The 24,455-nt window shown below is 52.1% G+C and carries 24 protein-coding genes, 1 tRNA gene and 1 riboswitch; of the genes, 16 read left to right on the top strand and 9 right to left on the bottom strand.

Going from position 1 to position 24,455, the window contains the following annotated elements:
* Position 1 precedes the first annotated feature (1 nt).
* The 4 genes from mgtE to B0B12_RS05800 all read left to right on the top strand — a co-directional run bounded on the left by mgtE (position 2) and on the right by B0B12_RS05800 (position 3,512).
* Positions 2–1,354, top strand: coding sequence for a magnesium transporter (gene mgtE / locus B0B12_RS05815; protein WP_076666509.1), 1,353 nt, complete (start codon positions 2–4; stop codon positions 1,352–1,354).
* Positions 1,355–1,358: 4 nt separating this feature from the next.
* A complete protein-coding gene (locus B0B12_RS05810) occupies positions 1,359–2,312 on the top strand; it encodes an NAD(P)-dependent oxidoreductase (RefSeq protein WP_076666507.1) in 954 nt (317 codons plus the stop codon).
* Between the two features lie 320 nt (positions 2,313–2,632).
* Positions 2,633–3,106: a transcription elongation factor GreA gene (greA, locus tag B0B12_RS05805; protein WP_076666506.1), complete on the top strand. Its 474-nt coding sequence runs from the start codon at positions 2,633–2,635 to the stop codon at positions 3,104–3,106.
* Positions 3,107–3,110: 4 nt separating this feature from the next.
* A complete protein-coding gene (locus B0B12_RS05800; protein ID WP_076666505.1) occupies positions 3,111–3,512 on the top strand; it encodes an HIT family protein in 402 nt (133 codons plus the stop codon).
* Between the two features lie 64 nt (positions 3,513–3,576).
* Here the strand turns inward: B0B12_RS05800 and B0B12_RS05795 are convergent, their stop codons facing one another.
* From B0B12_RS05795 to ruvC, 4 genes are all read right to left on the bottom strand, one after another.
* Positions 3,577–4,629 (bottom strand): MlaD family protein, encoded by a 1,053-nt coding sequence (locus tag B0B12_RS05795; RefSeq protein WP_076666504.1) that lies wholly within the window; start codon positions 4,627–4,629, stop codon positions 3,577–3,579.
* Positions 4,630–5,409 (bottom strand): ABC transporter ATP-binding protein, encoded by a 780-nt coding sequence (locus B0B12_RS05790; protein WP_076666503.1) that lies wholly within the window; start codon positions 5,407–5,409, stop codon positions 4,630–4,632.
* Positions 5,409–6,227: an MlaE family ABC transporter permease gene (locus B0B12_RS05785; RefSeq protein WP_076666502.1), complete on the bottom strand. Its 819-nt coding sequence runs from the start codon at positions 6,225–6,227 to the stop codon at positions 5,409–5,411. The genes B0B12_RS05790 and B0B12_RS05785 overlap by 1 nt, the downstream gene beginning before the upstream one ends.
* Before the next feature lie 786 nt (positions 6,228–7,013).
* Positions 7,014–7,580 (bottom strand): crossover junction endodeoxyribonuclease RuvC, encoded by a 567-nt coding sequence (gene ruvC / locus B0B12_RS05780; protein ID WP_076666501.1) that lies wholly within the window; start codon positions 7,578–7,580, stop codon positions 7,014–7,016.
* A gap of 25 nt (positions 7,581–7,605) precedes the next feature.
* On the opposite strand from ruvC, the gene B0B12_RS05775 reads away from it, so the two are divergent.
* The 10 genes from B0B12_RS05775 to B0B12_RS05730 all read left to right on the top strand — a co-directional run bounded on the left by B0B12_RS05775 (position 7,606) and on the right by B0B12_RS05730 (position 18,415).
* Positions 7,606–8,595, top strand: a complete 990-nt coding sequence (locus B0B12_RS05775; RefSeq protein WP_076666500.1) for a lysylphosphatidylglycerol synthase domain-containing protein — start codon at positions 7,606–7,608, stop codon at positions 8,593–8,595.
* Positions 8,595–9,734: a glycosyltransferase gene (locus tag B0B12_RS05770; protein ID WP_076666499.1), complete on the top strand. Its 1,140-nt coding sequence runs from the start codon at positions 8,595–8,597 to the stop codon at positions 9,732–9,734. The genes B0B12_RS05775 and B0B12_RS05770 overlap by 1 nt, the downstream gene beginning before the upstream one ends.
* Entirely contained in the window at positions 9,727–9,984 is a 258-nt protein-coding gene (locus B0B12_RS05765; protein ID WP_076666498.1) for a hypothetical protein, read from the top strand. The genes B0B12_RS05770 and B0B12_RS05765 overlap by 8 nt, the downstream gene beginning before the upstream one ends.
* Before the next feature lie 218 nt (positions 9,985–10,202).
* The gene (locus B0B12_RS05760; RefSeq protein WP_076666497.1) at positions 10,203–11,426 is read left to right on the top strand and encodes a GAF domain-containing SpoIIE family protein phosphatase; all 1,224 of its coding nucleotides are present in this window, start codon (positions 10,203–10,205) and stop codon (positions 11,424–11,426) included.
* Positions 11,427–11,583: 157 nt separating this feature from the next.
* On the top strand, positions 11,584–12,219 hold the full coding sequence (locus B0B12_RS05755) for a polysaccharide deacetylase family protein (RefSeq protein ID WP_076666496.1): 636 nt from the start codon (positions 11,584–11,586) through the stop codon (positions 12,217–12,219).
* The gene (locus tag B0B12_RS05750) at positions 12,216–13,307 is read left to right on the top strand and encodes a glycosyltransferase (protein ID WP_076666495.1); all 1,092 of its coding nucleotides are present in this window, start codon (positions 12,216–12,218) and stop codon (positions 13,305–13,307) included. Before B0B12_RS05755 ends, B0B12_RS05750 begins: the two co-directional genes overlap by 4 nt.
* A 383-nt stretch (positions 13,308–13,690) precedes the next feature.
* Positions 13,691–14,458 (top strand): TatD family hydrolase, encoded by a 768-nt coding sequence (locus B0B12_RS05745; RefSeq protein ID WP_076666494.1) that lies wholly within the window; start codon positions 13,691–13,693, stop codon positions 14,456–14,458.
* Positions 14,459–14,461: 3 nt separating this feature from the next.
* Positions 14,462–15,526 carry an asparaginase gene (locus B0B12_RS05740; RefSeq protein ID WP_076666493.1) on the top strand — a complete coding sequence of 355 codons (1,065 nt, stop codon included), beginning with the start codon at positions 14,462–14,464 and terminating at the stop codon, positions 15,524–15,526.
* A gap of 81 nt (positions 15,527–15,607) precedes the next feature.
* Positions 15,608–15,695 (top strand) — tRNA-Ser (locus tag B0B12_RS20230).
* A gap of 479 nt (positions 15,696–16,174) precedes the next feature.
* Positions 16,175–16,279, top strand: a riboswitch (SAM riboswitch).
* Positions 16,280–17,080: 801 nt separating this feature from the next.
* Positions 17,081–18,415 carry a Na+/H+ antiporter NhaC family protein gene (locus tag B0B12_RS05730; RefSeq protein WP_076666491.1) on the top strand — a complete coding sequence of 445 codons (1,335 nt, stop codon included), beginning with the start codon at positions 17,081–17,083 and terminating at the stop codon, positions 18,413–18,415.
* A gap of 137 nt (positions 18,416–18,552) precedes the next feature.
* On the opposite strand, the gene B0B12_RS05725 is transcribed toward B0B12_RS05730, so the two are convergent.
* Positions 18,553–20,100: a glycoside hydrolase family 10-like protein gene (locus B0B12_RS05725; protein WP_076666490.1), complete on the bottom strand. Its 1,548-nt coding sequence runs from the start codon at positions 20,098–20,100 to the stop codon at positions 18,553–18,555.
* A gap of 229 nt (positions 20,101–20,329) precedes the next feature.
* Positions 20,330–20,803, bottom strand: coding sequence for a 23S rRNA (pseudouridine(1915)-N(3))-methyltransferase RlmH (gene rlmH, locus B0B12_RS05720; RefSeq protein WP_076667709.1), 474 nt, complete (start codon positions 20,801–20,803; stop codon positions 20,330–20,332).
* Between rlmH and B0B12_RS20225 the strand changes: the two genes are divergently transcribed.
* The gene (locus tag B0B12_RS20225; protein ID WP_170871822.1) at positions 20,787–20,951 is read left to right on the top strand and encodes a hypothetical protein; all 165 of its coding nucleotides are present in this window, start codon (positions 20,787–20,789) and stop codon (positions 20,949–20,951) included. The two genes, rlmH and B0B12_RS20225, sit on opposite strands and share 17 nt — an antisense overlap.
* 175 nt (positions 20,952–21,126) lie before the next feature.
* Positions 21,127–21,363 carry a hypothetical protein gene (locus tag B0B12_RS05715; RefSeq protein WP_076666489.1) on the top strand — a complete coding sequence of 79 codons (237 nt, stop codon included), beginning with the start codon at positions 21,127–21,129 and terminating at the stop codon, positions 21,361–21,363.
* A 156-nt stretch (positions 21,364–21,519) separates the two neighbouring features.
* Here the strand turns inward: B0B12_RS05715 and B0B12_RS05710 are convergent, their stop codons facing one another.
* From B0B12_RS05710 to B0B12_RS05700, 3 genes are all read right to left on the bottom strand, one after another.
* Complete coding sequence (locus B0B12_RS05710; protein ID WP_076666488.1) at positions 21,520–21,771, bottom strand: hypothetical protein; 252 nt, start codon at positions 21,769–21,771, stop codon at positions 21,520–21,522.
* 209 nt (positions 21,772–21,980) lie between these two features.
* Positions 21,981–23,069 (bottom strand): ABC transporter permease, encoded by a 1,089-nt coding sequence (locus B0B12_RS05705; RefSeq protein WP_076666487.1) that lies wholly within the window; start codon positions 23,067–23,069, stop codon positions 21,981–21,983.
* The gene (locus B0B12_RS05700; protein WP_076666486.1) at positions 23,066–24,448 is read right to left on the bottom strand and encodes an ABC transporter permease; all 1,383 of its coding nucleotides are present in this window, start codon (positions 24,446–24,448) and stop codon (positions 23,066–23,068) included. Before B0B12_RS05700 ends, B0B12_RS05705 begins: the two co-directional genes overlap by 4 nt.
* Positions 24,449–24,455 lie beyond the last annotated feature (7 nt).

Raw genomic sequence — 24,455 nt, 5'->3', positions numbered from 1 at the left:
CATGCAGGTAGAGATCACACGCGAATATATAGAACAGGTTGAAGAGGCCATAGCACGCGACGACAAGGGTTTCATACTCGAAACCATGTCGGAGATGTACCCCGCCGACATCACGACGGTGCTCTACGAACTGGACACCAATGAGTCGAAGTACGTGCTGGATTTGCTGCCTCCCGAAATCGGTTCTCAGATTCTGGGTGATCTGGACTACGACATCCGCACCGATTTTCTGGCTTACTTCACCAGCGAGGAGATAGCCCGCTACCTCAACCTGATGGACTCGGATGACGCGGTGGACATTCTGAACGAGATGAATGTACAGCGCCGCGAGGAGGTGATCGCCCTGATTGACAACGAAGAAAAGGCGGACGATATCCTGGACCTGCTGCGCTACGAGGAAGACTGCGCTGGCGGTCTGATGGCGAAAGAATTGATTAAGGTGAACATCAACTGGCGTGTGCGCCAATGTATTGAGGAGATTCGCCGCCAGGCAGAGGACGTGGAGCGCATCTATACCGTGTATGTGGTGGACAACCGCGACGTGCTGCTCGGCCGGCTCAGCATTAAAGCACTGTTGCTGTCCAAAGACGACAAACTGGTAAAGGATATTTACAGCGAAGACGTGATCTCGATCGAGTCTTTTCGCGACGAAAACGAGGTGGTGAGCGTGATGCAGAAGTACGACCTGGAGGCTATACCTGTGGTGAACATCCAGGGCAAGTTGCTCGGCCGCATCACCATCGACGACGTGATTGACGTAATGCAGGAGCAGGCCGAACTCAGCCGCCAGCTCATGACGGGTATCTCGGAGAACGTGGAGGAAGACGACAGCGTGTTCCGCATTTCGCGCTCCCGTATACCTTGGCTCGTGATTGGGATGGTGGGCGGTTTGCTCGCGGCGCACTTCATGGGCTTTTTCGAGGCGGACATTGCCATGCTGCCGGCCCTGGCGCTCTTTGTGCCGCTCATCACGGCCACAGGCGGAAACGTAGGTATACAGTCCTCATCCATCATCATCCAGACGCTTTCTTCCAACGCCGTGATCTTCGAGAACTTCGCCCAGCGTTTGTTCAAACTCATCATGGTGGCCTTGCTCAATGCGCTCATCATCTCGGCGCTGGTGTTCACATTCACCTACCTGTTCCGGCAGGACCTGAAGCTCTCGATGGTGGTGTCCGTTGCACTCTTTTCAGTAGTGATGCTGGCCTCGCTCATGGGAACGCTGACCCCGATGTTGCTCGACAAGCTGGGCGTGAACCCCGCTGTTGCCGCCGGTCCGTTCATCACAACGGCGAACGACCTGCTGGGTCTGGCGATTTACTTTGGTATAGCGCACATGCTCTACGAACTCTAGCAACATGACAAAATCCCGCATCCTGATCATCGATGAAGTCCATCCTAGCCTTTTCCCGATGCTGGAAGGTATAGGTATGGCCTACGATTACCGTCCGGAGATTAAGCCCATTGAGGTATGTGAAGCGCTGGCCGGCTTTGATGGATTGATTGTGCGGAGCAAAATGCGGATCACAGCCGATACCATTAAGCTAGCTGACAAACTCAAATACGTAGCCCGGGCGGGCGCCGGTTTGGATAACATCGATGCAGAGGCCCTGCAGGAGCGAGGGATTGCATTGCTGGGGGCCAACGAAGGCAACCGGCAGGCAGTGGGGGAGCATGCGCTAGGTATGCTTCTTAGCCTGATGCGCAACATCGCGCGCGGCGACAGACAGGTGCGCGGCAAGGTATGGCAGCGCGAAGAGAACAGGGGAGAGGAGATCAGCGGCAAAACCGTGGGCATAATCGGCTACGGCAACATGGGGCAAAGTTTTGCCAACGTCCTGCGTGGCTTCGGCTGCCGCATCCTGGCCTACGACCGGTACGCTCCTGAAAAGATTATAACGCCTGCTGAGGCGGTTTCCCTGGAGGAGCTGCAGTCGGAGGCTGACATGGTGAGCCTGCATATACCTTATATACCTGAAAACTGGGCTTTTGCCGATGACGCATTTTTCAGCGCCTTCAAAAAGCCGATCTGGTTCATGAACACCTCCCGCGGTGAAGTGGTGGACCAGAGCGCCTTGGTGCAGCACCTGCAGTCTGGCAAGCTCAAAGGAGCAGCGCTCGATGTACTCGAAAATGAAAAACTAGGCAGCCTGACGGAAGCGCAAACCAGCAACTTCGATTATCTGAAGTCCGCAGAAAATGTGGTGCTCACACCCCATATTGCAGGCTGGACGCACGAGTCCTATGTGAAGATAAACGAGGTGCTGGTGCAGAAAATACGGGCTTTGCAGGAAGACGGCAAACTAGCCTAAAAATACCCACCTGCGGACCTTCCCAACCTGCTATTTCAACGTATAATAGTGATGCAGATGCCGCCAACAAGTGTTTTTGGGGCTGCCAAATAAGTATCGCCGAAAAATTTTGTATTAAAATAAATTTGTATATTTGCTCAACACAGTGCCACCGGGGAACGCCCGCTCGCCTGTGGCTTACCTGGAATTGCCGCCTCGATTCGATGCAGGCAGGCTGAAAAAGAGAAAAATATATCATCTACATATTAGGCAAAAAGAACGGTTATGTTTGACATAGCCGTTCTTTTTGTTTTTGTGTTTTAAAACGTGAAGACAGTATTATGAGCAACATTTCTTATTACACCGCTGAAGGTTTACAGAAGCTAAAGGAAGAGTTACACGACCTAAAAACAAGGGGCCGCGCAGAAGTAGCCCGTCAGCTGGCAGAAGCACGCGACAAGGGTGACCTGAGCGAGAACGCCGAATACGACGCCGCCAAGGACGCCCAAGGTCACCTGGAGCTGAAAATCGCCAAGCTGGAAGAAGTAGTAGGCAACGCCCGTCTGATAGACGAGTCGAACCTGGACACAAGCAAGGCGCTGATTCTCTCGAAGGTGAAGATCAAGAACTTGAAAAACAACATGGTGATGGACTATACCCTGGTTGCGGAAGAAGAAGCCGACCTGACCTCCGGCAAAATCTCCGTGAAGTCCCCGATCGGCAAAGGCCTGCTGGGCAAGTCGGTTGGCGAGAAGGCTGAGATCACCGTGCCGGCCGGTAAGATTGAGTTCGAGATTCTGGAAATCAGCCGCTAAGCGTATGGAGCCGTCAATCTTCACTAAAATTGTAAATGGCGAGATTCCTGCCTACAAGATAGCCGAGGATGATCGCTACCTGGCTTTTCTGGACGTGTTCCCGACAACAAAAGGCCATACGCTCGTTATACCTAAGCAACAGATCGACTACCTGTTTGATCTGGATGATGCGCTATACCTGGGTTTAATGGCTTTTGCCAAAAAAGTGGCCGCTGCCGTAGAAAAGGCGGTGCCCTGCAAGCGAATCGGCGTGGCAGTGGTAGGTCTGGAAGTGCCCCACGCACACGTACACCTGATTCCGCTGAACAAAATGGCGGATATGAACTTTGCCAACAAGCAAAAGTTCAGCAAGGAGGAGTTTGAAGAAATAGCCGAGAAGATTCGGAAAGTATACGAAACACTGTAAGGTATAGCTATACCTTAGAGCTCAATAAAAAGGGGCGCATCTTCGAGATGCGCCCCTTTTTGTTTTAATTGCTCCGTAAGATCGAAGGCTTAAATTCGATTGAGTCCTTTGGCTGGACGGTCTGCTGCGTAGGCTGGTTTTGCTGTTGCTTGGCCTGTTCCTTTGCCTGCTTTCTGAAAAATCCTCTCAGCAGGAAGTTGTTTTGCAGGGCCTCCATGTTTTGGTCGAGCTTTTTGGTGCCGGTTTCCAGGTTCTGCATGGTGCTCTGCAACTGCCGTGCAAACTGCTGGTCGTTGAGTAGCACGCCTACGGCACCATCGCTGTTATTGAGCTGGCTGGTAGCCGTACGCAAATTCTCTGTTATTTCTGAGGCGGAAGCAGTGGCCTCCTCCAATTGTGTCATCGAGTTTTTCAGCTGTTGGAACACCTCTTTGTCGGTCACGAGCTGGTTGGCCAGGCCGTCAGATGAGTTGAGCTTGTTGGTGAAGGCCGACAGGGAACGGGAAGCGCTGACAGTACTCTGTGACGTACGCTGCAGGTTGTCCACCATGTTGCGGAAGTCCTGAGCCATGGTCGTGTCGGTGAGGAGGGCGCCCACGGTTCCTTCACCTTTCACCAGACGCGAGGTAAGTTGCTTGAAATCTCCGGTGATGGCAACCAGGTTCTCGTTGTTCTGCTGTAGCTTTTCCATCAGGTCATCGGTGTTAAGCGGGCTCACGGCTGCAATTCTGTCGCCGTCCTCCACGGGCGCTGCCGACTGGGTGCCGCCGTCAATCACGATGTTTTTGTTGCCGATGAAGCTTTCGGAGCTGATGCGGGCCGAGGCGTTTTTGCGGATGAACTGCTGCACCTTCTCTTCAATGTTCATCACTACCTCTACCTGAGAGTCGCCGTACAGGTTAATGGACTTGATGGTACCGACCTTTACACCTGAAAACCAGACATTGTTACCGGTTCGTAAGCCGGCCACGTCGTCAAATATGGCGGTCAGGGTAACTGTTTGGATCAGGCGCTTTTGCTGGCCGGCCAGCGTGAATATACCGACCACCAGAATCACGATCGCCAGGAACGTGAAAATACCAACTATAACTGTGCGTTTATTATCTGCAGAACTCATCTAGTCTATAAAGTTGTAGTTATAAAAAGATTGTACGCGCTCGTCGTTGCTTTCGAACACTTCTTCAAATGTGCCTTCGCGCTGGAACTGTCCGTCGAGCAGCATCACTACCCTGTCTCCTACGGCGCGGGCACAGGTAAGGTCGTGGGTAATGATGATAGAGGAGGTGTTGAATTTCTCCTGTACTTCATTGATCAGGCTGTTGATCTCGATACACGTAATCGGGTCGAGGCCGGCGGTGGGTTCATCGTACAGCATGATGTCCGGTTTTAGGATTAGGGTGCGGGCAATGCCAATGCGTTTGCGCTGACCGCCCGACAGTTCGGACGGCATCTGGTTGATCGCCTGCAAGAGCCCCACGGCTTCCAGCACATACTGAATCGTGTCTTCCCGCTCGGCTTCAGTCATGTGCTTGGCGTGACGGATCAGTGGAAACTCCAGGTTCTCGCGCACGGTCATACTGTCGTACAAGGCGCTGTTCTGAAACGAAAAGCCGATTCGGAGCCGGAGCGCATCCATTTCACGTGGCTTGAGGCTGCCTACTTCCTCACCCAGCACGTTTACCGAGCCTTCGTCGGCCTGTAGCAGACCGGAGATGATCTTGATCAACACCGACTTGCCCGTTCCGGAGCGGCCAAGCACCACCAGGTTTTCACCTTTGTACAGGTCCAGGTCCACGCCTCGGAGTACCTCAAAATCGTCGAATGCTTTTTTGAGGCCCCGGATAGAAATCACTTTCTCGCTTCTATCGATGTTAGGGTTTATTTTTTTTGCCTCCATTAAAAAGCTCTGATTGCGTTAATTACCTGCATGATGAGCAATTCCTCGATAAAGATAAGGAACATGGCCGTCACCACCGACGAGTTGGCCGCCTTGCCCACACCCTCCGTTCCTTTAGAAGAGTTATACCCTTTGTAGCAGCCCACCATGCCAATGGTATAACCAAAGATGACGGACTTAACCGAAGAGGCGACGATGTCCAGGAAGGTGATGGCGTCAAAAACCTGGTAGAAGAAGACGCTCAGCGAGGTCAGTTCGTTCTGGTGCACGTTCAGGTAGCCGCCCAGCAGCGACACGAGCGTGGTGTACATCGTGAGCGCCGGAATCATCAGGGTCGAGGCCAGCACCCGGCTCACCACCAGGAACTTAAACGGGTTGGTGGCCGATACCTCCATGGCGTCAATCTGCTCGGTCACGCGCATGGAGCCCAGCTCGGCCCCGATGGCTGAGCCCACCCGGCCGGCCGCAATAAGCGCCGTTACCAGCGGACCGATGGCCCGGATGATGGCCACGGAAATAAGGGCGGGCAGGAGAGAGGTCGCACCAAAATCGGCCAGGGAAGGACGCGACTGGTTCGTAAATACAATACCGATGATAAAGCCTGTGAGCGAGATCAGCGGGAGAGAGCGCACCCCAATTTCGTAGCACTGCTTGATGATCTCCTTGAACTCGTAGGGCGGGAACCACATCTCCTTGAAAAACCGCGCATTGAAACGGTACACATTCGCCAGCTCCACAAATATTCTGTCGAGCCTGCGAGTTGTTACGTACCTGCGCCGGGCTGGAGCTGCTCCCGGTTTATTTCTGTCTAAATCCATTTATGCTGTTTAGGATTCACCTATACAATGCCTTTGGCAAAGCAGCGGCAAAAATAACTTAATTTTAAGAATATGCCTGACGCTAAATTTAACCGCACCAGCAAAAACATGTTTAAACTTTGTTTTCGGCAGGTCCTCTACCTGTTAGCAGGCTGATACAGTTTAGCTTCCGGAAAGGCATCAGGCAAGCTTATAAGCCTTACGAAAGATAGAAGCGAATTTTTACAAAACTGCTAAATATTTTCAAAAGCTTATACTTATTGGAGGCGGTTGAATGGTTAATTGCTAATTGTTGATTGTTTGGTGCACGATTAAGCTATCTCTTCCTGTGTTGAGGGGCTAGAGGTTAAATTGTTGATGGTTAAATTGTTGTTTATGCATGATTAACCCATCCCTCCCAAGAGGGGATTAAGGTACACGATTCGCACAGGAATAGCGGTGCATTGCCTTCAATTGGAATAAGCTCTTTCGAACATCCGTGTCCGAAAGTATTTCTGACGGGGAAATCCTTGTCCCCGCATGTTAGATAACGCAATCGGCACGCGGCGATATGGCCATTCCCTGCACATGGGATTGGCGGGCCTTAATAAAGTCTTCGAACATGGATGTCCGAAAGAATAATTGAAAAAGCGGCCAGAGTCCGCCCGATAGATCACACTCGCGGAACGCGAGCGGGGGCAAAGCTGGAACGATGCACGATTCGGAGAGGTCGCGACCTGTCCCTACAGATCGATTTAATAATTAAACAATCAGCAATGAACAATCAACCATTCAACTCCCAAATTTCTACACTTGCCTCTCGGGGTTCTCCGTCAGGAAGGCTTTCCAGGAGTTGGCGCCTTTTTTGGCGTTGTTGCCTTTTTGGTAGTGGTGGCAAAGAGCCACGGACAGGGCGTCGGTGGCGTCGAACATTTTCGGGTCGGGCTGTATTTTGAGGATCTGCACCAGCATGCTGGCCACCTGCTCTTTGGAGGCGTTGCCGTTTCCGGTTACCGACTGCTTTACTTTTTTGGGGGCGTACTCCACGTAGGGGATGTCGCGGGAGAGGGCGGCGGCAATGGCAACTCCCTGTGCGCGACCGAGTTTGAGCATACTCTGCACGTTCACGCCAAAGAAGGGCGACTCGATGGCCAGCTCGTCGGGCAGGTATTCGTCGATGAGCTGTATCATGCGGTCAAAAATTTTCTTTAACTTGATGGCGTGGTTGCTGTAGCTTTTGAGGTGAATAACGCCATACTGCACTACCTTTACCTTCGATCCGGTTACTTCAATCAGGCCATAGCCCATGACTTGCGTGCCGGGGTCGATGCCAAGAATTAATTTGTTGGGTGGGAGGGTAGAAGAGTAAACCATAAGAGCCGCAATTTAAGACAATATCTTGAACATTACCCGCAACAGAAGGTTCCTTTTAGTTTCCGGCAAAGTTGTCGTGGTGCTGCTCACCTTCTATTTTCTATACCTGGCCATCTTTACGGCCCCCGATACGCTGCTCTCCTGGCAGGCCATACTCCAATCCGCCCGTCAAAGCGATTATACTTTTCTACTGATCCTGAGCGCGCTGCTCATACCTGCCAACTGGGGACTCGAGGCGTGGAAATGGCAGGTCCTGGGGCAGAAACTGGAGCGTATCTCATACCTGCGGGCCTTTCGCGCCGTCATGGTCGGGCTCACGCTCGGCTTCATCACCCCCAACCGCCTCGGCGACTATGCTGGTCGCGTGCTCGAGCTCAAAAGCAAAGAACGTTTGGAAGGTATAGGCGCCGTCTTTATCGGCAGGTTTTGTCAGCTGGTGGCCACGGTGCTGGTCGGTTCGCTGGGTGTACTTTATTTTGCGCTTTTGCTTTACTGGCAGGAGTATCCGGGCGTCTGTCTGAGTGTGTTTTTTCTGCTGCTCGTGCTCAATGCAAGCATGCTGCTGCTGCTTTTCAATGCGCGCGCCCTGGTGGCGCTGGTAGCAGCGGTCAGACCCTTGCGTAAATTCACGAAATACCTGGCGGTGATGGGGCGCTATACCTTCGGGGATGTGAACCGGGTGCTGATGCTTTCGCTGCTGCGTTACTTTGTGTTTCTGCTTCAGTTTGTGCTGTTGCTCTTTTTGTTTGAGGTGCGGCTGAGCCCGGTGGAGTACGTCAGCGGCGTGTCGACTACGTTCTTTCTGAAGTCGGTGGTGCCTTCGGTGTCGCTACTCTCGGATCTGGGCATGCGGGAGCTGTCCGCCATGTATGTGTTCAGTTTGCTGGGGCAGGAGCGCCTGCAGGTGCTGAGCGCCAGCCTGAGTTTGTGGCTGCTCAACATCGTGGTGCCAAGCGCGGTCGGTTTGTTTTTTGTGTTGCGCCTGAAACTGGGCAGGAGAGGAGGAAGTGCTTGATGTTTACGCTGCTGTTGCTTCTTTCGTTAGTCGCCTATACCTGGATCATCCTGCGCTGTCTGTACGCCTGGAAGCGCCTGCCTATACTTGCTATACCTGCCGGGTTTATACCTGCCACCAGGCTCACCGTCATCATTCCTGTCCGGAACGAAGCGCAGCAGGTACTTACTTTACTCGGCGATCTGGAAAAACAAAGCTACCCGGCTGCACTCTTTGAAGTGCTGGTGGTGGACGACCACTCAGAAGACGGCACCGACCGGCTTGTACAGGATCTTATACCTGAGACCCGGCTTCCGCTGCAGCTGATCCGGCTGGCTGACCACACGAATGCTACCGGCAAGAAAGTCGCCATCAAACAAGGTATAGCACAAGCCAGTGGCGAGTTGCTGGTCTTTACAGATGGCGACTGCCGCGTGCAACCTGACTGGCTCCTGCACTTCGCCTATACCTACGAAACACGTCAGGCAGTTTTCATTTCAGGACCTGTCAGTTTCCACAACACCCATACCTTGCTGGAGCGCATGCAGCTGGTTGAGTTCGCTTCTTTGATCGGGGTTGGAGGGGCCTCCATCGGGTTGCGGCAACCCAATATGTGCAATGGTGCCAACCTGGCCTATACCCGGCAGGTGTTTGAAGAAGTAGATGGCTTTGCCGGAAACGAGGGCATTGCCAGCGGCGACGATGAGTTCTTGCTGCACAAGGTAAACGAGCTATACCCGGAACGCATCGCCTTTTTGAAACACCCGGCTGCCATTGTGTATACCGAAGCGCGCAAGACTATCAGCAGTTTTATCGCACAGCGGGTGCGGTGGGCGAGCAAGTGGCGGAGCTACCAAAGTCTGTCGGTTAAGCTAGTGGCCCTGAGTGTGTTCGCCGTCAACCTGCTGCTTTTCCTGGCTATACCTGCCGTGCTGCTGGGCTGGCTCCCGGGCTGGACATTTCTAGCGGCCTACGCGGCCAAGTTTCTCATCGATTTTCTGTTCTTAAATCGTGTCCTGACTTTCATGCAGCAGCGTCGTGAGCTGATTTTTATGCTTCCGTTGCAGCTAGTTTACATTCCTTACGTACTATATACCGCCATCATGGGTCTTTCGGGTCGCTATACCTGGAAAGGCCGAACTATCCGTAACCATGACTGAGAATGAATTTGCCATCATGGACGAGCTCTATTTTGTGACGTCCTACCCTGACCTGAAAAGCACCAGCGCCCTTACCGACCAGGAACTCTGCGCCGCCCTGCGCGACCTGATCACCAAGGGTTATATCCGGATCCTCTACCCCGATCCGGATACCGAGCACGAATACGACGAGGCAACCTTCGGAACGCACTGCCAGCACTACTTCTACCTGGCTACCAAAGCCGGTCTGGTGGTGCATAATTCTATTTGAGAGGATATTTTTACGGCAGCTATGAACAAGTAGCCGACCTACGTAGTTGCAAGTAAACGCATGCGAGGAATACGTATTATTTCAAAGGAATTGGAGGGTTGGCAAAGAATGCGACTGATTTTTTGTAAATTTACACGGTCTATACCTGCGTGACAGGTATAACTGGAGAGAAGAGTCCCCAAGTGCGGATTTTTCGCCAACCTAAACTATGAAACCGAATGCCTGATATAGTTGCTCCGAACATACAGCAAGAGTTAAACCTCAAAAAGCTGGAATTATCGGCCTTGTTGGAAATCACGCAGGCGATTAACGACAACCTGCCCGAAGAGGCGCTCTACAAAATATACCGCTTCACGCTGCTGGCCCAGTTGCAGATCAACCGCCTGGCCCTGTTTGTGCACGACGAGAAGTGGGACTGCAAAGTAAGCTTCGGCTCCGACCTCGAACCCGCCAAGCAGCACCTCCCCGAAGCCATTCTCGAACTGAAGGAAATCACCCGCATCTCGAAGCTGAGCGTGGACAAGAAGTGGCGCAATTTCGAGATCGTGATCCCGATTCTGCACAATGGCAAAGTGCTCGCTTTTGTGATGATAGGAAAAATTCAGCCCTACTATACTAATATTGAGGCGCTCAACTTTGTGCAGACGGTGAGTAACATCATGCTCGTGGCGATTGAAAACCACCGCATGGCCCGTCAGCGCTTGGCACAAGAGGCTATCCGCAAGGAGATCGAGATTGCCCGCGAGGTGCAGTCCATGCTGTTCCCGAAAAGCCTGCCGAACGACAAAGACGTGGCCATCCATGCCAGCTACATTCCACACTCGTCCATTGGCGGCGACTACTACGATTTTGTCGAGATCGACAAAGACCAGTTCCTGTTCTGCGTGGCCGACGTGTCGGGCAAGGGGGTACCTGCTTCGTTGCTGATGTCGAATTTTCAGGCCGGATTGCGCACCATTCTGCGCCAGACGGCCGATCTGAACACTGTGGTGTCTGAGCTCAATCACCTGATCTACCGCAATGCGATCGCCGAGAAGTTCATCACGACTTTTGTAGCCATATTTAATCGCAGCACGCGCGAGTTGAGCTATGTGAATGCCGGTCATGATGCCCCAATCCTGCTCTACAAGAACAACACCTACGACCTGCTCAACGACGGTTGCACCATGCTGGGCGTGTTCGATGTGCTGCCTTTTATGAACGTGGGCAAGATCCACGTGCCGCACGATGCGGTGCTGCTCTGCTATACCGACGGCCTGACCGAGGTGTTTGACGAGGACGAGTCGGAGTTCGGTATTGCTGGCACGATTGGCTTCATGCAGAAGAACCGCTTCCTGAGCTCCAAAATGCTGCACCTGCAGCTGCTCAACGCCATCAACCTCTACAACGAGGACTCATCCTTCAACGACGACATCACCCTGCTCTCGTGCAGGTTTAAGTAGTTTTCAGATTTGGAAACTTGAAAATGTGTAGATTTGAAAATGTGGGAATGGAGAGAAATTGAAAACTGACAAATTGATGATGAAGGCTTTTCATTAGTAACTTTGCAAGTTTCTTAATTTCCAAATTTTCAAATCTTCTCAATTTTCAAATCTAAAAATGCTCCGCCTTTACAAGACTCCCGCCTTGCTTCGCAGACTTTTGCCTGGCTATACCTGGTTGCGGCAGGCGCAGGGCAAGGTGTTATACCTGACTTTTGACGATGGGCCTATACCGGAGGTGACGCCCTGGGTGCTGGAGCAACTGGAACAGTACAAGGCCAAAGCGACTTTCTTTGCCGTAGGCGATAACCTGGTGAAGTACGCAGGTATAGCCCAGCAGATTTTAAGGGAAGGGCACCGGCTGGCGAATCATACCCACAACCACCTGCGCGGCTGGGAAACCTTACTGGAGCGCTACCTTGAAAACGTGCAGCAATGCCAGCAGGAGCTTGAACGCCTCGACCCTCATCCAGCACAGCCGAAGCTTTTCCGACCTCCCTACGGTCGTATCACCACGAAACAGGCAGCCGCCCTGCGACCCAACTACGAACTGGTGATGTGGGACGTGCTCACCAACGACTATGACCGCTCGCTGAGTCCCGAGAAGTGCCTGCGCGAATCCATCCGCTGTACCCAAAGCGGTAGCATCATCGTATTCCACGACAGCCTGAAGGCGCAGCGAAACATGCAATACGCCCTGCCCCGATTCTTAGACCACTTCACCACACAGGGCTATACCTTCCAGACCCTATGATGGTATCCGTCGTCTATTTCATAGTTTACTTTCTGCTATTTCTGGTACTGCTGGCTCTGCTGCTCTTTAACCGAAAACGGTACTCGGTACGGGCCGCCGACACGCCACGCGTCAGCATTTTGATTGCCGCCCGAAACGAAGAGCACAACATTTTAAGTTGCCTTCAAGCCATCGAGCGTCTCGACTACCCCCAAGACAAACTGGAGGTACTCATAGGAGATGATGATTCAACAGACAACACGCGGGCGGTGGTGGAGAAGTTCATACAAGACAAACCCGGCTATACCTGTATCACCGTCACCGGAACAATAGGGCGGGCCAAAGGCAAAGCCAACGTGCTCGCACAGCTCGCTCACCACGCCACGACAGATTTTTTCCTTTATACCGATGCTGACATCCAGGTGCCTCCAGGTTGGGTACATGCGATGCTGGCAGGTTTGGATGCAAAGGTTGGAGTCGTCACCGGCCTGACCACTGTCGCGGGCGATCGCCTGTTCTTCCGGCTTCAGAGCATGGACTGGCTGTATTCGCTGGGACTGATGCAGGCTGTCAGTGATGTGGGCCTGCCCGTCACCACCATGGGGAATAATATGCTGCTCACCCGGAAGGCCTACGAATCGGTAGGCGGGTATGAGAACATCAAATTTTCCATTACGGAGGATGTGGCCATCTTCAACCAGGTACTGAAAAAGGGCTTTGATTACCGGAACATATACGACCGCAGTGTGCTTGCCCTTTCGGCTCCAGCGACTACTTTCTGGCAATTACTGGAGCAGCGTAAGCGCTGGATGCGTGGGACAAGGCACCTGCCCGTTTACATGTTTGCCATACTAGCCATGCATTCAGCCTACTATCCGGTGTTGCTCCCTTACTTCTGGCAAGCGTCCGTAGGTATAGCAAGTAGCATATTTCTGGCCAAGCTTTTGTTGCAAAGCACCTACCTTCACATCTGCCTTAAGCGCCTCGGGCGGCGCATCCCTTGGTGGCAATATGTTGTTTTTGAGCTTTTCATGGTCGTGACCAGCATCATCCTGATCCTTTACTTCTTCCTACCCACGAAGGTGAAGTGGAAGGGGAGAAGGTATTGAGAGTTTAGAAGTTGAGAAGTTAGAAAGGTACAAAGTTCATCTGTAGTGGCGTTACATTGTAACGTCGTGGTACTACGCAGTATGGCAGTTCCATTGCAGCGACAGGTCGCGACCCGTCCGAATCGTGCACCGGCCATCACGCCACTCTATTCTTTAATGTATCACGTACCGCTATACCTCCTGTACGAATCATGTACCAGAATCCCCTCTTGGGAGGGACAGGGTGGGTTAATCATGCACAAATCCCAACAAAATCTTGCTACGTGATACGTGTGTCGTGATACGAACTAGTGTTACGAACTAGATGACACGCAAGAACATTTGCAGCCTTAGCCTGAAGTTCGGACCTTTGCACCGAAGTAATTTGATCCAAAAAAACACACATGACTTTAATTGATTCGCACGCCCATATCTATTCAGAGCAGTTTAAGCAGGACCGCGACCAGGCACTGGCACGGGCGCTCGAGGAGGGGGTGGAGAAAATCTATATGCCCAACATCGACCACACCTCCATCGATGTGATGCTGGAGACGGAGGCGAAGCACCCAAATCAATGCATTGCCATGATGGGACTACACCCAACGTCGGTAAACAATGACTTTGAAAAGGAACTATACCTGGTGGAAGAGTGGCTGGGCAAGCGAAAGTTTGCGGCAGTGGGTGAGTGCGGTATCGACCTGTACTGGGACAAGACTTTTCTGCCGCAGCAGCAGGAAGCCCTGAAAGTGCAGGTACAATTGGCCAAAAAGCATCAGCTGGCCATCGTGCTCCATACCCGCGACTCTTTCGACGAAACCTACGAGATCATCGCGGCTGCGCAGGACGGCAGTCTGAAGGGCGTATTCCACTGCTTTTCGGGCACTGTAGAACAGGCGGCGAAGGTGAAGGAACTCGGATTTCTGATGGGCATTGGCGGTGTGGCCACGTTTAAGAACGGCGGACTGGACAAGGTACTGCCACATGTAAGTCTGGATGATCTGGTGCTGGAAACAGACTGTCCATACCTGGCGCCCGTACCGCACCGGGGCAAACGCAACGAGCCCGTATACCTGCCCCTCGTAGCCCGCAGGGTGGCCGAGCTAATGCAGAAGCCAGTGGAAGAAGTAGCCGTTACCACAACCCGAAATGCCCTCAACCTTTTCAAGCACTAAGCCATGAACGTAGTCAAAACCAGCATCGACACCGCCGCGCCCGCACACTCCGACGCCTCCATTCTGATCATCTACACCGGCGGCACAGTAGGCATGGTGTATGATGAAAAGCATAGCCTGGTTCCCTTTAACTTCAGCCAGATACTGGAGAAAGTGCCCGAACTGAGCAACTTCAAGTACCTGCTAACGGTGCTGAGCATCGAGCCGGCCATCGATTCATCGAACGTGTCGCTTGGAGACTGGCTGATGCTGGCCAACCTGATTCGTGACAACTACGCCGACTACGATGGCTTTGTGGTGCTGCACGGCACCGATACCATGGCCTACAGCGCCTCTGCCCTCAGCTACCTGCTCGAGAACCTGGCCAAGCCCGTGATCTTTACAGGCGCTCAGGTGCCTATTGGTCGCACCCGCACCGACGCCCGCGCCAACCTGATCTCAGCCCTACAGATTGCGGCTACTAAAATCAATGGCAAGAGTGTGGTGCCGGAAGTGTGTATCTACTTCCATAACCTGCTCATCAGAGGAAACCGGGCCAAGAAAGTAGAGAGCCGCCATTTCAACGCCTTTAAATCAGAGAACTACCCGCTACTGGCCAAAGCCGGCATCAGCATCGATTTCTATGAAAATGCCATGCTGCCCCATCCTGAAAGACCCTTGCACGTGCACCAGCACCTGGACGATAATGTAGCCATTCTGAAGCTTTTTCCGGGTATAACGCCACAGGTGATGCGCGGTGTGCTGGAGGCGCCAGGGCTGCGCGGACTCGTGCTCGAAACATTTGGCGCAGGCAATGCCCCCACGGCCGGTTGGCTGCTCGAGATGCTAGAAGATGCTATTTCGAGGGGGATCTATATTCTGAATGTATCGCAGTGCGACGAGGGCAGGGTGGATCAGGGGAAGTACGAAACAAGCAAGTTCCTGCTCAACATGGGCGTGATCGGGGGCGACGACATCACGACCGAGGCGGCCATCACGAAGCTGATGTTTGTGCTCGGACTCGACCTGCCGTCTACGCAAACCCGTGAGCTGCTTGCCAGTAACCTGCGCGGCGAGATCAGCATATAGCCTAATGTGATTATTTATCAGGTATAGCGGTGTAAAAATTTGCGATAGTGTAAGTTATTGGCGTATATTTGCACCCATAATAGAGAGCTGTCCGAGTGGTCGAAGGAGCACGCCTGGAAAGTGTGTATACCCCAAAAGGGTATCAAGGGTTCGAATCCCTTGCTCTCTGCAGAGTAATTATCAGTTAGTATAAAAGCCCTTAAATCAGCGATTTAAGGGCTTTTTGCTCTTAAGGTTCACGTTCCCCGATTGGGAGTACTTGAGAGCAGATCTTATTGAGACGCTAGAAACTATGGCACCCTAATCTGAAGACCTCCTAACACTACGTCAAAATTCAGGATTGCAAGGTGGATGAGGATGTGCAGCTGCTGCGGGTTGGGTTAACGCTGTCGTTCGGGCATTGGTGGAAGAGAATTGCAGAGCGGATTACAGTATTGGGTTTGTAGATACATTTGTCTATGGTATAAGGGTGAACGACTGACATTTAGGAGGTGTACACTACGTTAAAGAAAGTGTAGTGTATTGTATTTAGATAAGTTGAGTTCTGGATAATCTCGTATGATCCATTTTGGATTTTTAAAAAATTATTCCTGCTAAAATTTGCAATACTCATTTGCCTGCAGCTACCTTTGCGGCATCTTTATCGAAGATTTATAAAGAAGAGGTGAGAGAGCAGGCTCCATGATCCTCTAGCAACCATCGGTGCAAACAGAAAAGGTGCTAACTCCTGCCCAGTTTTGGGACATATAAATTGAAACGCATGAACACACAGCACACACTCTCAACTTATTCATTGACAGCCTTACTTCCTGTTACAGCGCCCACTGTGCGGATGTGCTGTTGTTGCTGTTGTTGCTAATCTCTTTTTATTCAGGTTTTGGCTTGTCTGCACCTTCACGGTGTAGCGGCCAATTGTGTGCCTGGGCCTCTTTCATCCATTATTTTTCTTACAATCCATATTATGGGAAATTCTATGCCCCAACCAGTGCTGCGCTGCATTAAGACAGATTATCCGCAACGGGAACAACAGAAGTTGCCCGCCAACATCCTTATACCTGCCTATATGCGAATGCGCATGCGTAGCTGCTGTTGTTAGCACTATGCTTTGTACTAATCCGATATAATTCTATTTGATTTATCCTGTGGCTGCAATCGATAAAATTGCAGATTCTGAATGTTTTGTCCAGCAATTAAAAATAAAATGCAAGCTAGGTTTTCAAATAGATTTTGCGGCTTGTGACATTTCTGAAGTGCAGGTATAGCAGCCATCGCAAAAGGCGCTCTAACACCATGCTGACTGTGGAACGGGAGCACAAGATAGTGACCGCTTTTGAAGACCGCAGTGGTTTTGACCTGACCTGTAAGTGTCACGCGCAGCATGTACTGGGCATTTCAGGCCAGCATAAATTCCTTTATCCATTACCCAATAATGAGATTCTGGCAGAGCCTGATTTGGGGCAGTTAGTTCAGAACCCTGGGTATTAATCCTTTTGTTACCAATGGCCGAAGGTGGCACGCTCACCTCCAGCCTCTTACATTGATTTAAACAAATACATGAACCAGATTGATAGGAGTGGAGGCATTGCCCTGATCCCATTTTTGATATTCGTTCTCACCTTTTTAGGGGCAGGCATCGTGCTCAACGATTTCTATGTCCTTCCTCCTCCTGTGGCGGCATGCGTTGGCATTGTTTCCGCTTTCTTTATCATGAAGGGATCCATTCAGGCCAAAGTGGAGGCCTTGATCCGTGGCTGTGGCGATTCCAAGATTATCACCATGTGCCTCATATACCTGTTGGCAGGTGCTTTCGCTGCCGTCTCCAAGGCCGTAGGAGGGGTAGAAGCTACCGTAAACCTGGGGCTCAGCCTGGTGCCGGTGCAGTACCTGGCGTTGGGGGTGTTCCTTTTGGCCGTATTCCTTTCAACCGCCATGGGTACCTCGGTGGGGTGTATTGTGGCGCTGGGACCGATAGCTGTGGGGCTGGCCGAGCAGAGCGATACTTCCATGCCCCTGATGCTGGGCTCCCTGCTGGGTGGCGCTATGTTTGGCGACAACCTCTCGTTCATCTCAGATACCACCATTGCGGCCACGCAGACCCAGGAATGTAGTATGAAAGACAAGTTTCGGGTAAACCTGCTCATTGCGGGACCTGCTGCGCTGCTCACCATTCTGCTGCTGCTTGTGGCAGGGCATGAACCGGGGGGCAGCTCCTCGGCTGCCGCCCTCCCAGCTAATTTTTCCTTCTGGCAACTGGTGCCATACCTGCTGGTGATTGTGCTGGCCGTGATAGGCGTGGATGTGTTTGTGGTGTTGACCATCGGTACTATTGCCTCCGGCGTAGTGGGATTGTGGCAGGGAAGCCTGGAATTACTAGGGTTCAGCCAGCAAGTGTACGAAGGCTTTACCTCGATGACAGAGATTTTTCTGCTCTCGATGCTGACGGGTGGTCTGGCCGAGATGGTGCGTCAGGCGGGCGGAATTCAATATTTACTGGAGAAGGTGAGCGGCTCCATCAACGGAAAACGGTCAGCGCAACTGGGTATAAGCGCGCTGGTAGCGGGTACCAATGTAGCCATTGCCAACAACACAGTTTCAATTGTAGTGACGGGCCCGCTAGCCCGTGACATCAGCCGTACCTACGGAGTCGACAAGCGGAAGTCGGCGGCGGTGCTGGATATTTACTCCTGTATTGTGCAGGGGCTGCTGCCTTACGGCGCCCAGATGCTGATCATGCTCAGTTATACCAATGGTAGTGTTTCGTTTGTAGAGGTATGGACCCACGCCTGGTACCTATACCTGTTGCTGTTCTTCAGCCAATTGGCCATCTTCACGCCATTTGTGGATCGTTACATCAGCAGGCAGCCTGCTGCCAGAAGAGTGGGCGCGTAAAGCTCGACGCATCCGTTCGCAGGTGCAAAAATAAAAGAAGAACTGCTTCGATTTGGCACCCTTCCATCCATTGGCTCAAAACACACAGGGCCAGCCGTAAATCGCGGCTGGCCCTGCTGTTATGATAGAGCGCTGACTTATTGTTGAGTCAAAGCGATCTCCTGGAAAGCGCTCTCATTCCCTACCCGATCTACGGCGGTCACTGCAATCTGGCTGAGGGGAACAAGCACCGGGGTAGCGCCTCCGGTGGTGAGCTGCAGGTCCAGGGAGCGGTCGTTGCGGTTCAGAATTTTATATTCCCAGCGACCGGCATACTTGTAATACACGATCCAGCGGAAAACGTCTTTCTCGTCCGGGTGCGTCCAGCTGATTTTCAGGTTTTCGCCCTGGGTTGTGGTTGTCACGGACGGAGCGGCTGGGGCGGTGCTGTCCAGCCATGGGCTGGCCGGTACCAGCGCCTCTTTCTTGTATGGCCCGCTGAGCAGCGACCTGGCCATGTTGGGGTTTTTGGTGAGCGAAGAAATGCTCCAGTGCACCACGCCCTGGCTTTCGGGCAGCATTCCGCGCGAGATCATGATCTGGCTCATGGTTTCTCTCACGTTGAGGGCAGAACTGTCGCGGCCCACGTTGATGCCAGGCCATAGGTGACGTTTCTGGGTATTCTCACCGGCCCACCAGCCCAGCAGCACCGGGAAACTCTGCGGAATCCGGTTGATGGGCCAGTAAAGCTGCGGCGTGAAATAATCCACCCACCCCTTGTTCAGCCATAGGCGGGCATCGGCATACAGCACGTCGTACTGGTCCATGCCTTCAATAGAGGCAGGATAACCAGGTCGCCACACACCAAAGGGACTTAACCCGAATTTCACGTATGGTTTCTCGGCTTTGATCTCTTTGTAGAGTCGCTCAATGAACTGATTCACGCTCTGTCGGCGCCAGTCGCCGCGGGATAGGGTGCCACCCGTTTTCAGGTAAGCAGCCCAGCTATCGTCGTCCGGGAAATCTTTCTCGTTGTTGTAAGAAGAGTACGGGTAGAAGTAGTCGTCAAAATGCACGCCATCGAGGTCATAGCGCTTCACCAGGTCCATTACCACAGCAGCGGAGTGGTCCTGTGTGCCTTGTTTGGCTGGATCCATCCACCAGTAACCCTGCTCCAGCTTTACCACCAGCTCGGGCTTGGTTTTCACGATGGACTGCTCGCTTATCTCGCCACCTGCCACGTGGTGAGCCCGGTAGGGGTTTAGCCACACATGTAGCTCCAGCCCACGGTCATGGGCGGCCTCGATCCAGAACTCCAGCGGATCATAGTATGGCTCGGGGGCTTTGCCCTGCTGGCCGGTCAGGTAATAAGACCAGGGTTCTAGCTTACTGTTGTAGAGGGCATCGGTTTGCGGACGTACCTGGAAAATAACGGCGTTGAATTTGTGTGCCTGCAGGAAGTCAAGCAGTTCTATGGCTTCGCGCTGCTGCTCCTGTGTGCTCAGGCCCGGCTTGCTGGGCCAGTTGATGTTGGCCACGGTGGCCACCCAGGCGGCCCGGAACTCGGTGTCCGCTTTGGCAGCCGGCTTGGCGGTTTCTACGGGTTTGGCTGCTTCCTGCTGCGAGACAGCGGGCTGGGAAGAGGAACAGGCCTGTAGGAGCCAGAAAGCAAACAGTCCGGCTACGTAGCGTAAGGGTTTCATCATCAGAGTATATTTAGGTTGGAAGTGTCTGGAGATAAAACTAGCGGAAAGTTTTAACTGTCCCAAACCTAAATAAGAGTTGTGACTTCATTTCCTGTCATTTTACTAGATTTGGCCACTTGTGAGCAGGAGGAGAGAAGCGCACTGCAAAAGAGATTCCAGCCTATTCAGTCCTGGTTTGTTATTCAAGTGATGCCATTGGTAGATTACCCAACATGCGTCACCCTAAAACTCAATCATGATGGTATTTCTCGCCTCTCAGAATTGTGAAGCCCCGGTATAGTTGCTCCACGAAAAAGAGGCGAACCATTTGGTGTGAAAACGTCATTTTAGAAAGTGAGATTTTGTCATTTGCCCGCTCGTAGATAGCAGGAGAGAAGCCGTAGGCACCTCCGATTATGAAGACCAAGTTAGTGGTCACAGCATTGAGTTTCTTTTGCAGAAAGTGGGCATACTCAGTTGAGGTGAAGGTTTTGCCCTTTTCGTCTAGCAGCACAACGTGGTCGCCATCCTGGATTTTTTGCAGCAGCAGTTTGCCTTCCGCCTCCTTTAAATTATCAGCTGTGAACTTACCGCCCTGCTTTACATCTGGTATAATTGTGAACTCGAACGGATGATAGTGCTTCAGCCGCTTCATGTACTTCTGTATACCTTCCTCCAGAAACGGCTCGTCCGTCTTGCCAATCGCAATGAGTTTGATCTTCATGTCGCCTTTTGCCGCCAATTTCGGTCTAAATACCCTGTTTTGCAACCAGACGCATCTGCTTTTAGGTATAGCCAACGGTTTTGAGACTTTTGTCAGGGTGTTTATTCTACCGCGCATTGTCGCCTATACCTTCTCGGAAATGAGTTGAACTCTTCCTTCTGATCAACCTCAGATATTAGGTTATTACTGGAAAGGTATAGAGGTTGATATTGTTTAGCTTTATTCTAAATTACTGCATATAAGCAGCTAAACGCAACCTAAGTATGGCTAAAGCAGGTAAAAAGGGTATAGTAAATCAATGTATGACTTAAAACTATTTTGATATGGAAGCTATCTGCAATAACTGTAACCACTGGGAACAGGACCAAAATAAAGTTCAACTTCAGAGCAATCAATTTGGCGTGTGTGACGAGCTAACCGGACAGCATGCCCTCGAGCCCGCTTATGTGCTGCCACTCATTCACGAGGGGCCGGAAGACAAGAAGCCAAGAAGATTTGAGATGATCACAGGCGCACAGTTTGGCTGCAATCATTTCTCGGAGCGAAAAGGCTGGGTATAAGTCCGGCATGAGGCTATAAAAACAGATGCCCTGCAGGAGACTGCAGGGCAAATGCCTAATCTAAACACAAACAACCAACACTAATATTATCTAAACTTATTCTATTCTATTCTATTCTATTCTATTCTATTGGTGTAGTTGCCTTGTCGGCCGATATTAGTACCGCAGGTAAGGCACATTACTCTTTCCTGAGAGCGAATCAAGTATTCCTACAAAATAATCACCTATAAACAGACCGGTTCCTTTCTTAACCGCATCCGTCCCTAAAGTCGAATCGATCACTTCCCCATCAATAGTGGAATATTCAATCGAATCATCATTTTGAGTAACAGGCTTCAATGATTTTAAGTTATTGCGGCTGCCAGCATGCTTATTTGCGTTAGCTGCATTGTTTTCGTAGGTTTTCATATTGCAAGCTGTGGTTTGGTTTAGATTGATACAATAATACTACCCAGCCTGCTCCTAACACAGGAAATATATTCATTAAAAGTAACTTGTACTTTAATGAATATTAATATGAATATACAAAATAGAGGGGAATTGATATGTAGTAGAATTGCTTGCAAGGCCTACTGCGATATCTGTTATTGAGGGATCAGGATAAAAAGTAACAAAAGCTAATGCTGTTTAAGTTGCAGGAACTGCAGCACATAGTAGCTAAACGTCTGTAAAGCCAGTACGGTCAGTGACAACATAACACCAGGTATAGCAACGAGCCACCAGGCGGCTGTGTTGGTACGTATACCCGCAATCATCCTTCCCCAACTTACCAGATCGGTGCTGACGCCAATGTTTAGGAACGACAGCGTAGACTCCAGCATCAGTAGTCCTGCTAAACCGAAAGAAAACGCAACCAGGATCGGCCCTAGCAGGTGTGGGAGCGCGTGCCGGACCAGGAGGCGTTTTTGTGTGTAGCCCAAGCTGGTCGCAGCCTCGAAAAAGGGCAGCTCCCTGATTCTCAGCATCTCCGCCCTGGCCAACCGCGCTGTTCCCGTCCAGAAGGTAAGCACCAGTAAAACAGACAAAGCCAGTAGGGTAGGAGGCGCAATAGCGGCTAAAACCAGTATCAACACAAGTCTCGGAATACTGGTCTGCACCTCGATCAACCTTAACAGCAGTTCATCAACCGGAAAAGGGGCTTTCTTTTTGAGAAAGGGCAATTGCTTGAAAAGCAGTGTCAAGCCTGCAACCAGGAGTAGTGTTAAACCGATAGCAGCTATACCTGTCATTAAAAAGTCGGAGGAAGCGCCGCCTTGGCTAGAGAGTATTGTCGGAAGGTATACACCATAGTACATAAAAGGAAGCAGACCGAGAAGCAAAGCCAGCAGGCGGGCGCGGCTCAGGTATAGGCGCCGGTTACCATAGAGTCCGGCCGTAGCTCCGAGCGCTAAACCAATCAGGCTCGCCAAAGCCATTACGGGTAAACTGATGGCGAAAGCGGTGCGAGCTCCATACAACATATTAGCCAGCACATCACGGCCCAAGCCGTCGGTGCCGAGCCAGTGCCGGGGCTTGTCTGCCACTGCCGATCCTCCAAAAGGCGCCTGGTAAATCTGGTCCAGATCCAGCTCATTCGGTGTGTAGGCCAGCGGCAGCCAGGGCAGCGCAAGCGCGACCATTCCCAACAATACCAGGTATAGCAAGGCCAACCGGAAGGCGGGCGCCGTCTGCCACAAGGCGCGCGCTATTTGCCACAGGTTCTTCATGAGGCGTGCGTGCGAATACGTGGATCGGCCAAGGCGTAGAGGAGGTCAGAGAGCAGGTGCGACAGCAGGCGGAAAATAGCCACAATCACCACAATGCCCACTATCACCGGGTAGTCGCGTGCCAGTACCGCATCAATCAACAGGCGGCCTACACCAGGTATAGCAAAAATAGTTTCGATGATCACGGCTCCGGCCACCAAGGCAGGCAGAAAATCCGACAGATGCGTAATGACTGGCAACAGGGCATTGCGCAGCATGTGGCTCCGAATGACGCGCTGCTCCGAGAGGCCCTTTGCGCGGGCCGTGCGAATGTAATCCTGTCCAGCCACGGCCGAGACCGACTGATAAAACTGATTGGTCAGGTATGGCAGATTAGCCAGCACCAGGCAGATCATCGGAAGGGCCATAAACTGCAGCCATTGACTGAGCTGCTGTACCCAACTTTGATCATACCCACTGTAATAGCCCATGCCGTACACCGGGAAAAGCTGCACAAAAGCCGGACTCGCCAGCAGCACCAGCAAGAGCATGGCCAGCACAAAGAGCGGAATGCTGTCGAGCAGGAAGAGGGAGGGAAGGAGCATGCTGCGCCAGATCCGACCCGAGCGGCGCACCATTAGCAGGGCCAGCTCCATGGCCAGCATCGTGGCAAAGCACACACTTATCAGCAGTAACCACCAGGTGTTCCCAATTGCCTCGGCTAGTACTGTGCTAACCGGACGGCCATCCCGCAGCGAAGTGCCCAAGCTCCCCTTTGCCAGGCCCACGAGCCAATGGTGATATTGGTTTTGGGAGCCATGCCACTGCATCGATGGGGAAAGGAAGGTATAGCCCGAGGAGTTTGCTAACAACAGGGCACTGTTCTCCAGTATCTGACTGTGCTTGAGCCGATCAGCAGGCAACAACGCTGCTATACATGCTGTTGCCTCCTCCAGCTCGGAAGCATTTCGGTGGCTATAAATCGTGTAGAGATGCGCCTGTATCGGTTGGCGTTCTGTCTCCGTCAGGCTGGCTTCCAATGTTTTCAGGCTCCGGAAAAACCTGGCAGCTGCATCGGGGTTTCCGTACTGCCAGGAGATCTTTTGAAGGAAGGCCCGGTCACGCTCCGGAAATACCCGGTATAAGGTGTCGGGCAGGGCGGCAGAGGAGACACTGAAGTAGAAGAGCGGCAGGTCCTGACCAGTGCTTTTTAAGAACTGGCGGTAGCTGTGGTCGTGCGAGGCGGCATCGCTGCGGCTATAGTAGCCAGCTTCCTGCTGTGCCAGGTGGGCGCTGCCAAATGCGCCTGGCATCAGCTTGCTCAGTAAAAAGATGGCTGATGCGATGAGCCAAAGCGTAGGTATAGCCACGAGTAGCCGCCTGAGTACAAAGTTGGCCATGGCACTG

Origin of the sequence: Pontibacter indicus (assembly GCF_900156345.1) — a bacterium.
Taxonomy (GTDB): domain Bacteria; phylum Bacteroidota; class Bacteroidia; order Cytophagales; family Hymenobacteraceae; genus Pontibacter; species Pontibacter indicus.
Note: the sequence above shows the minus strand (reverse complement) of the source record. Positions and strands in the feature narration are given on the sequence as shown.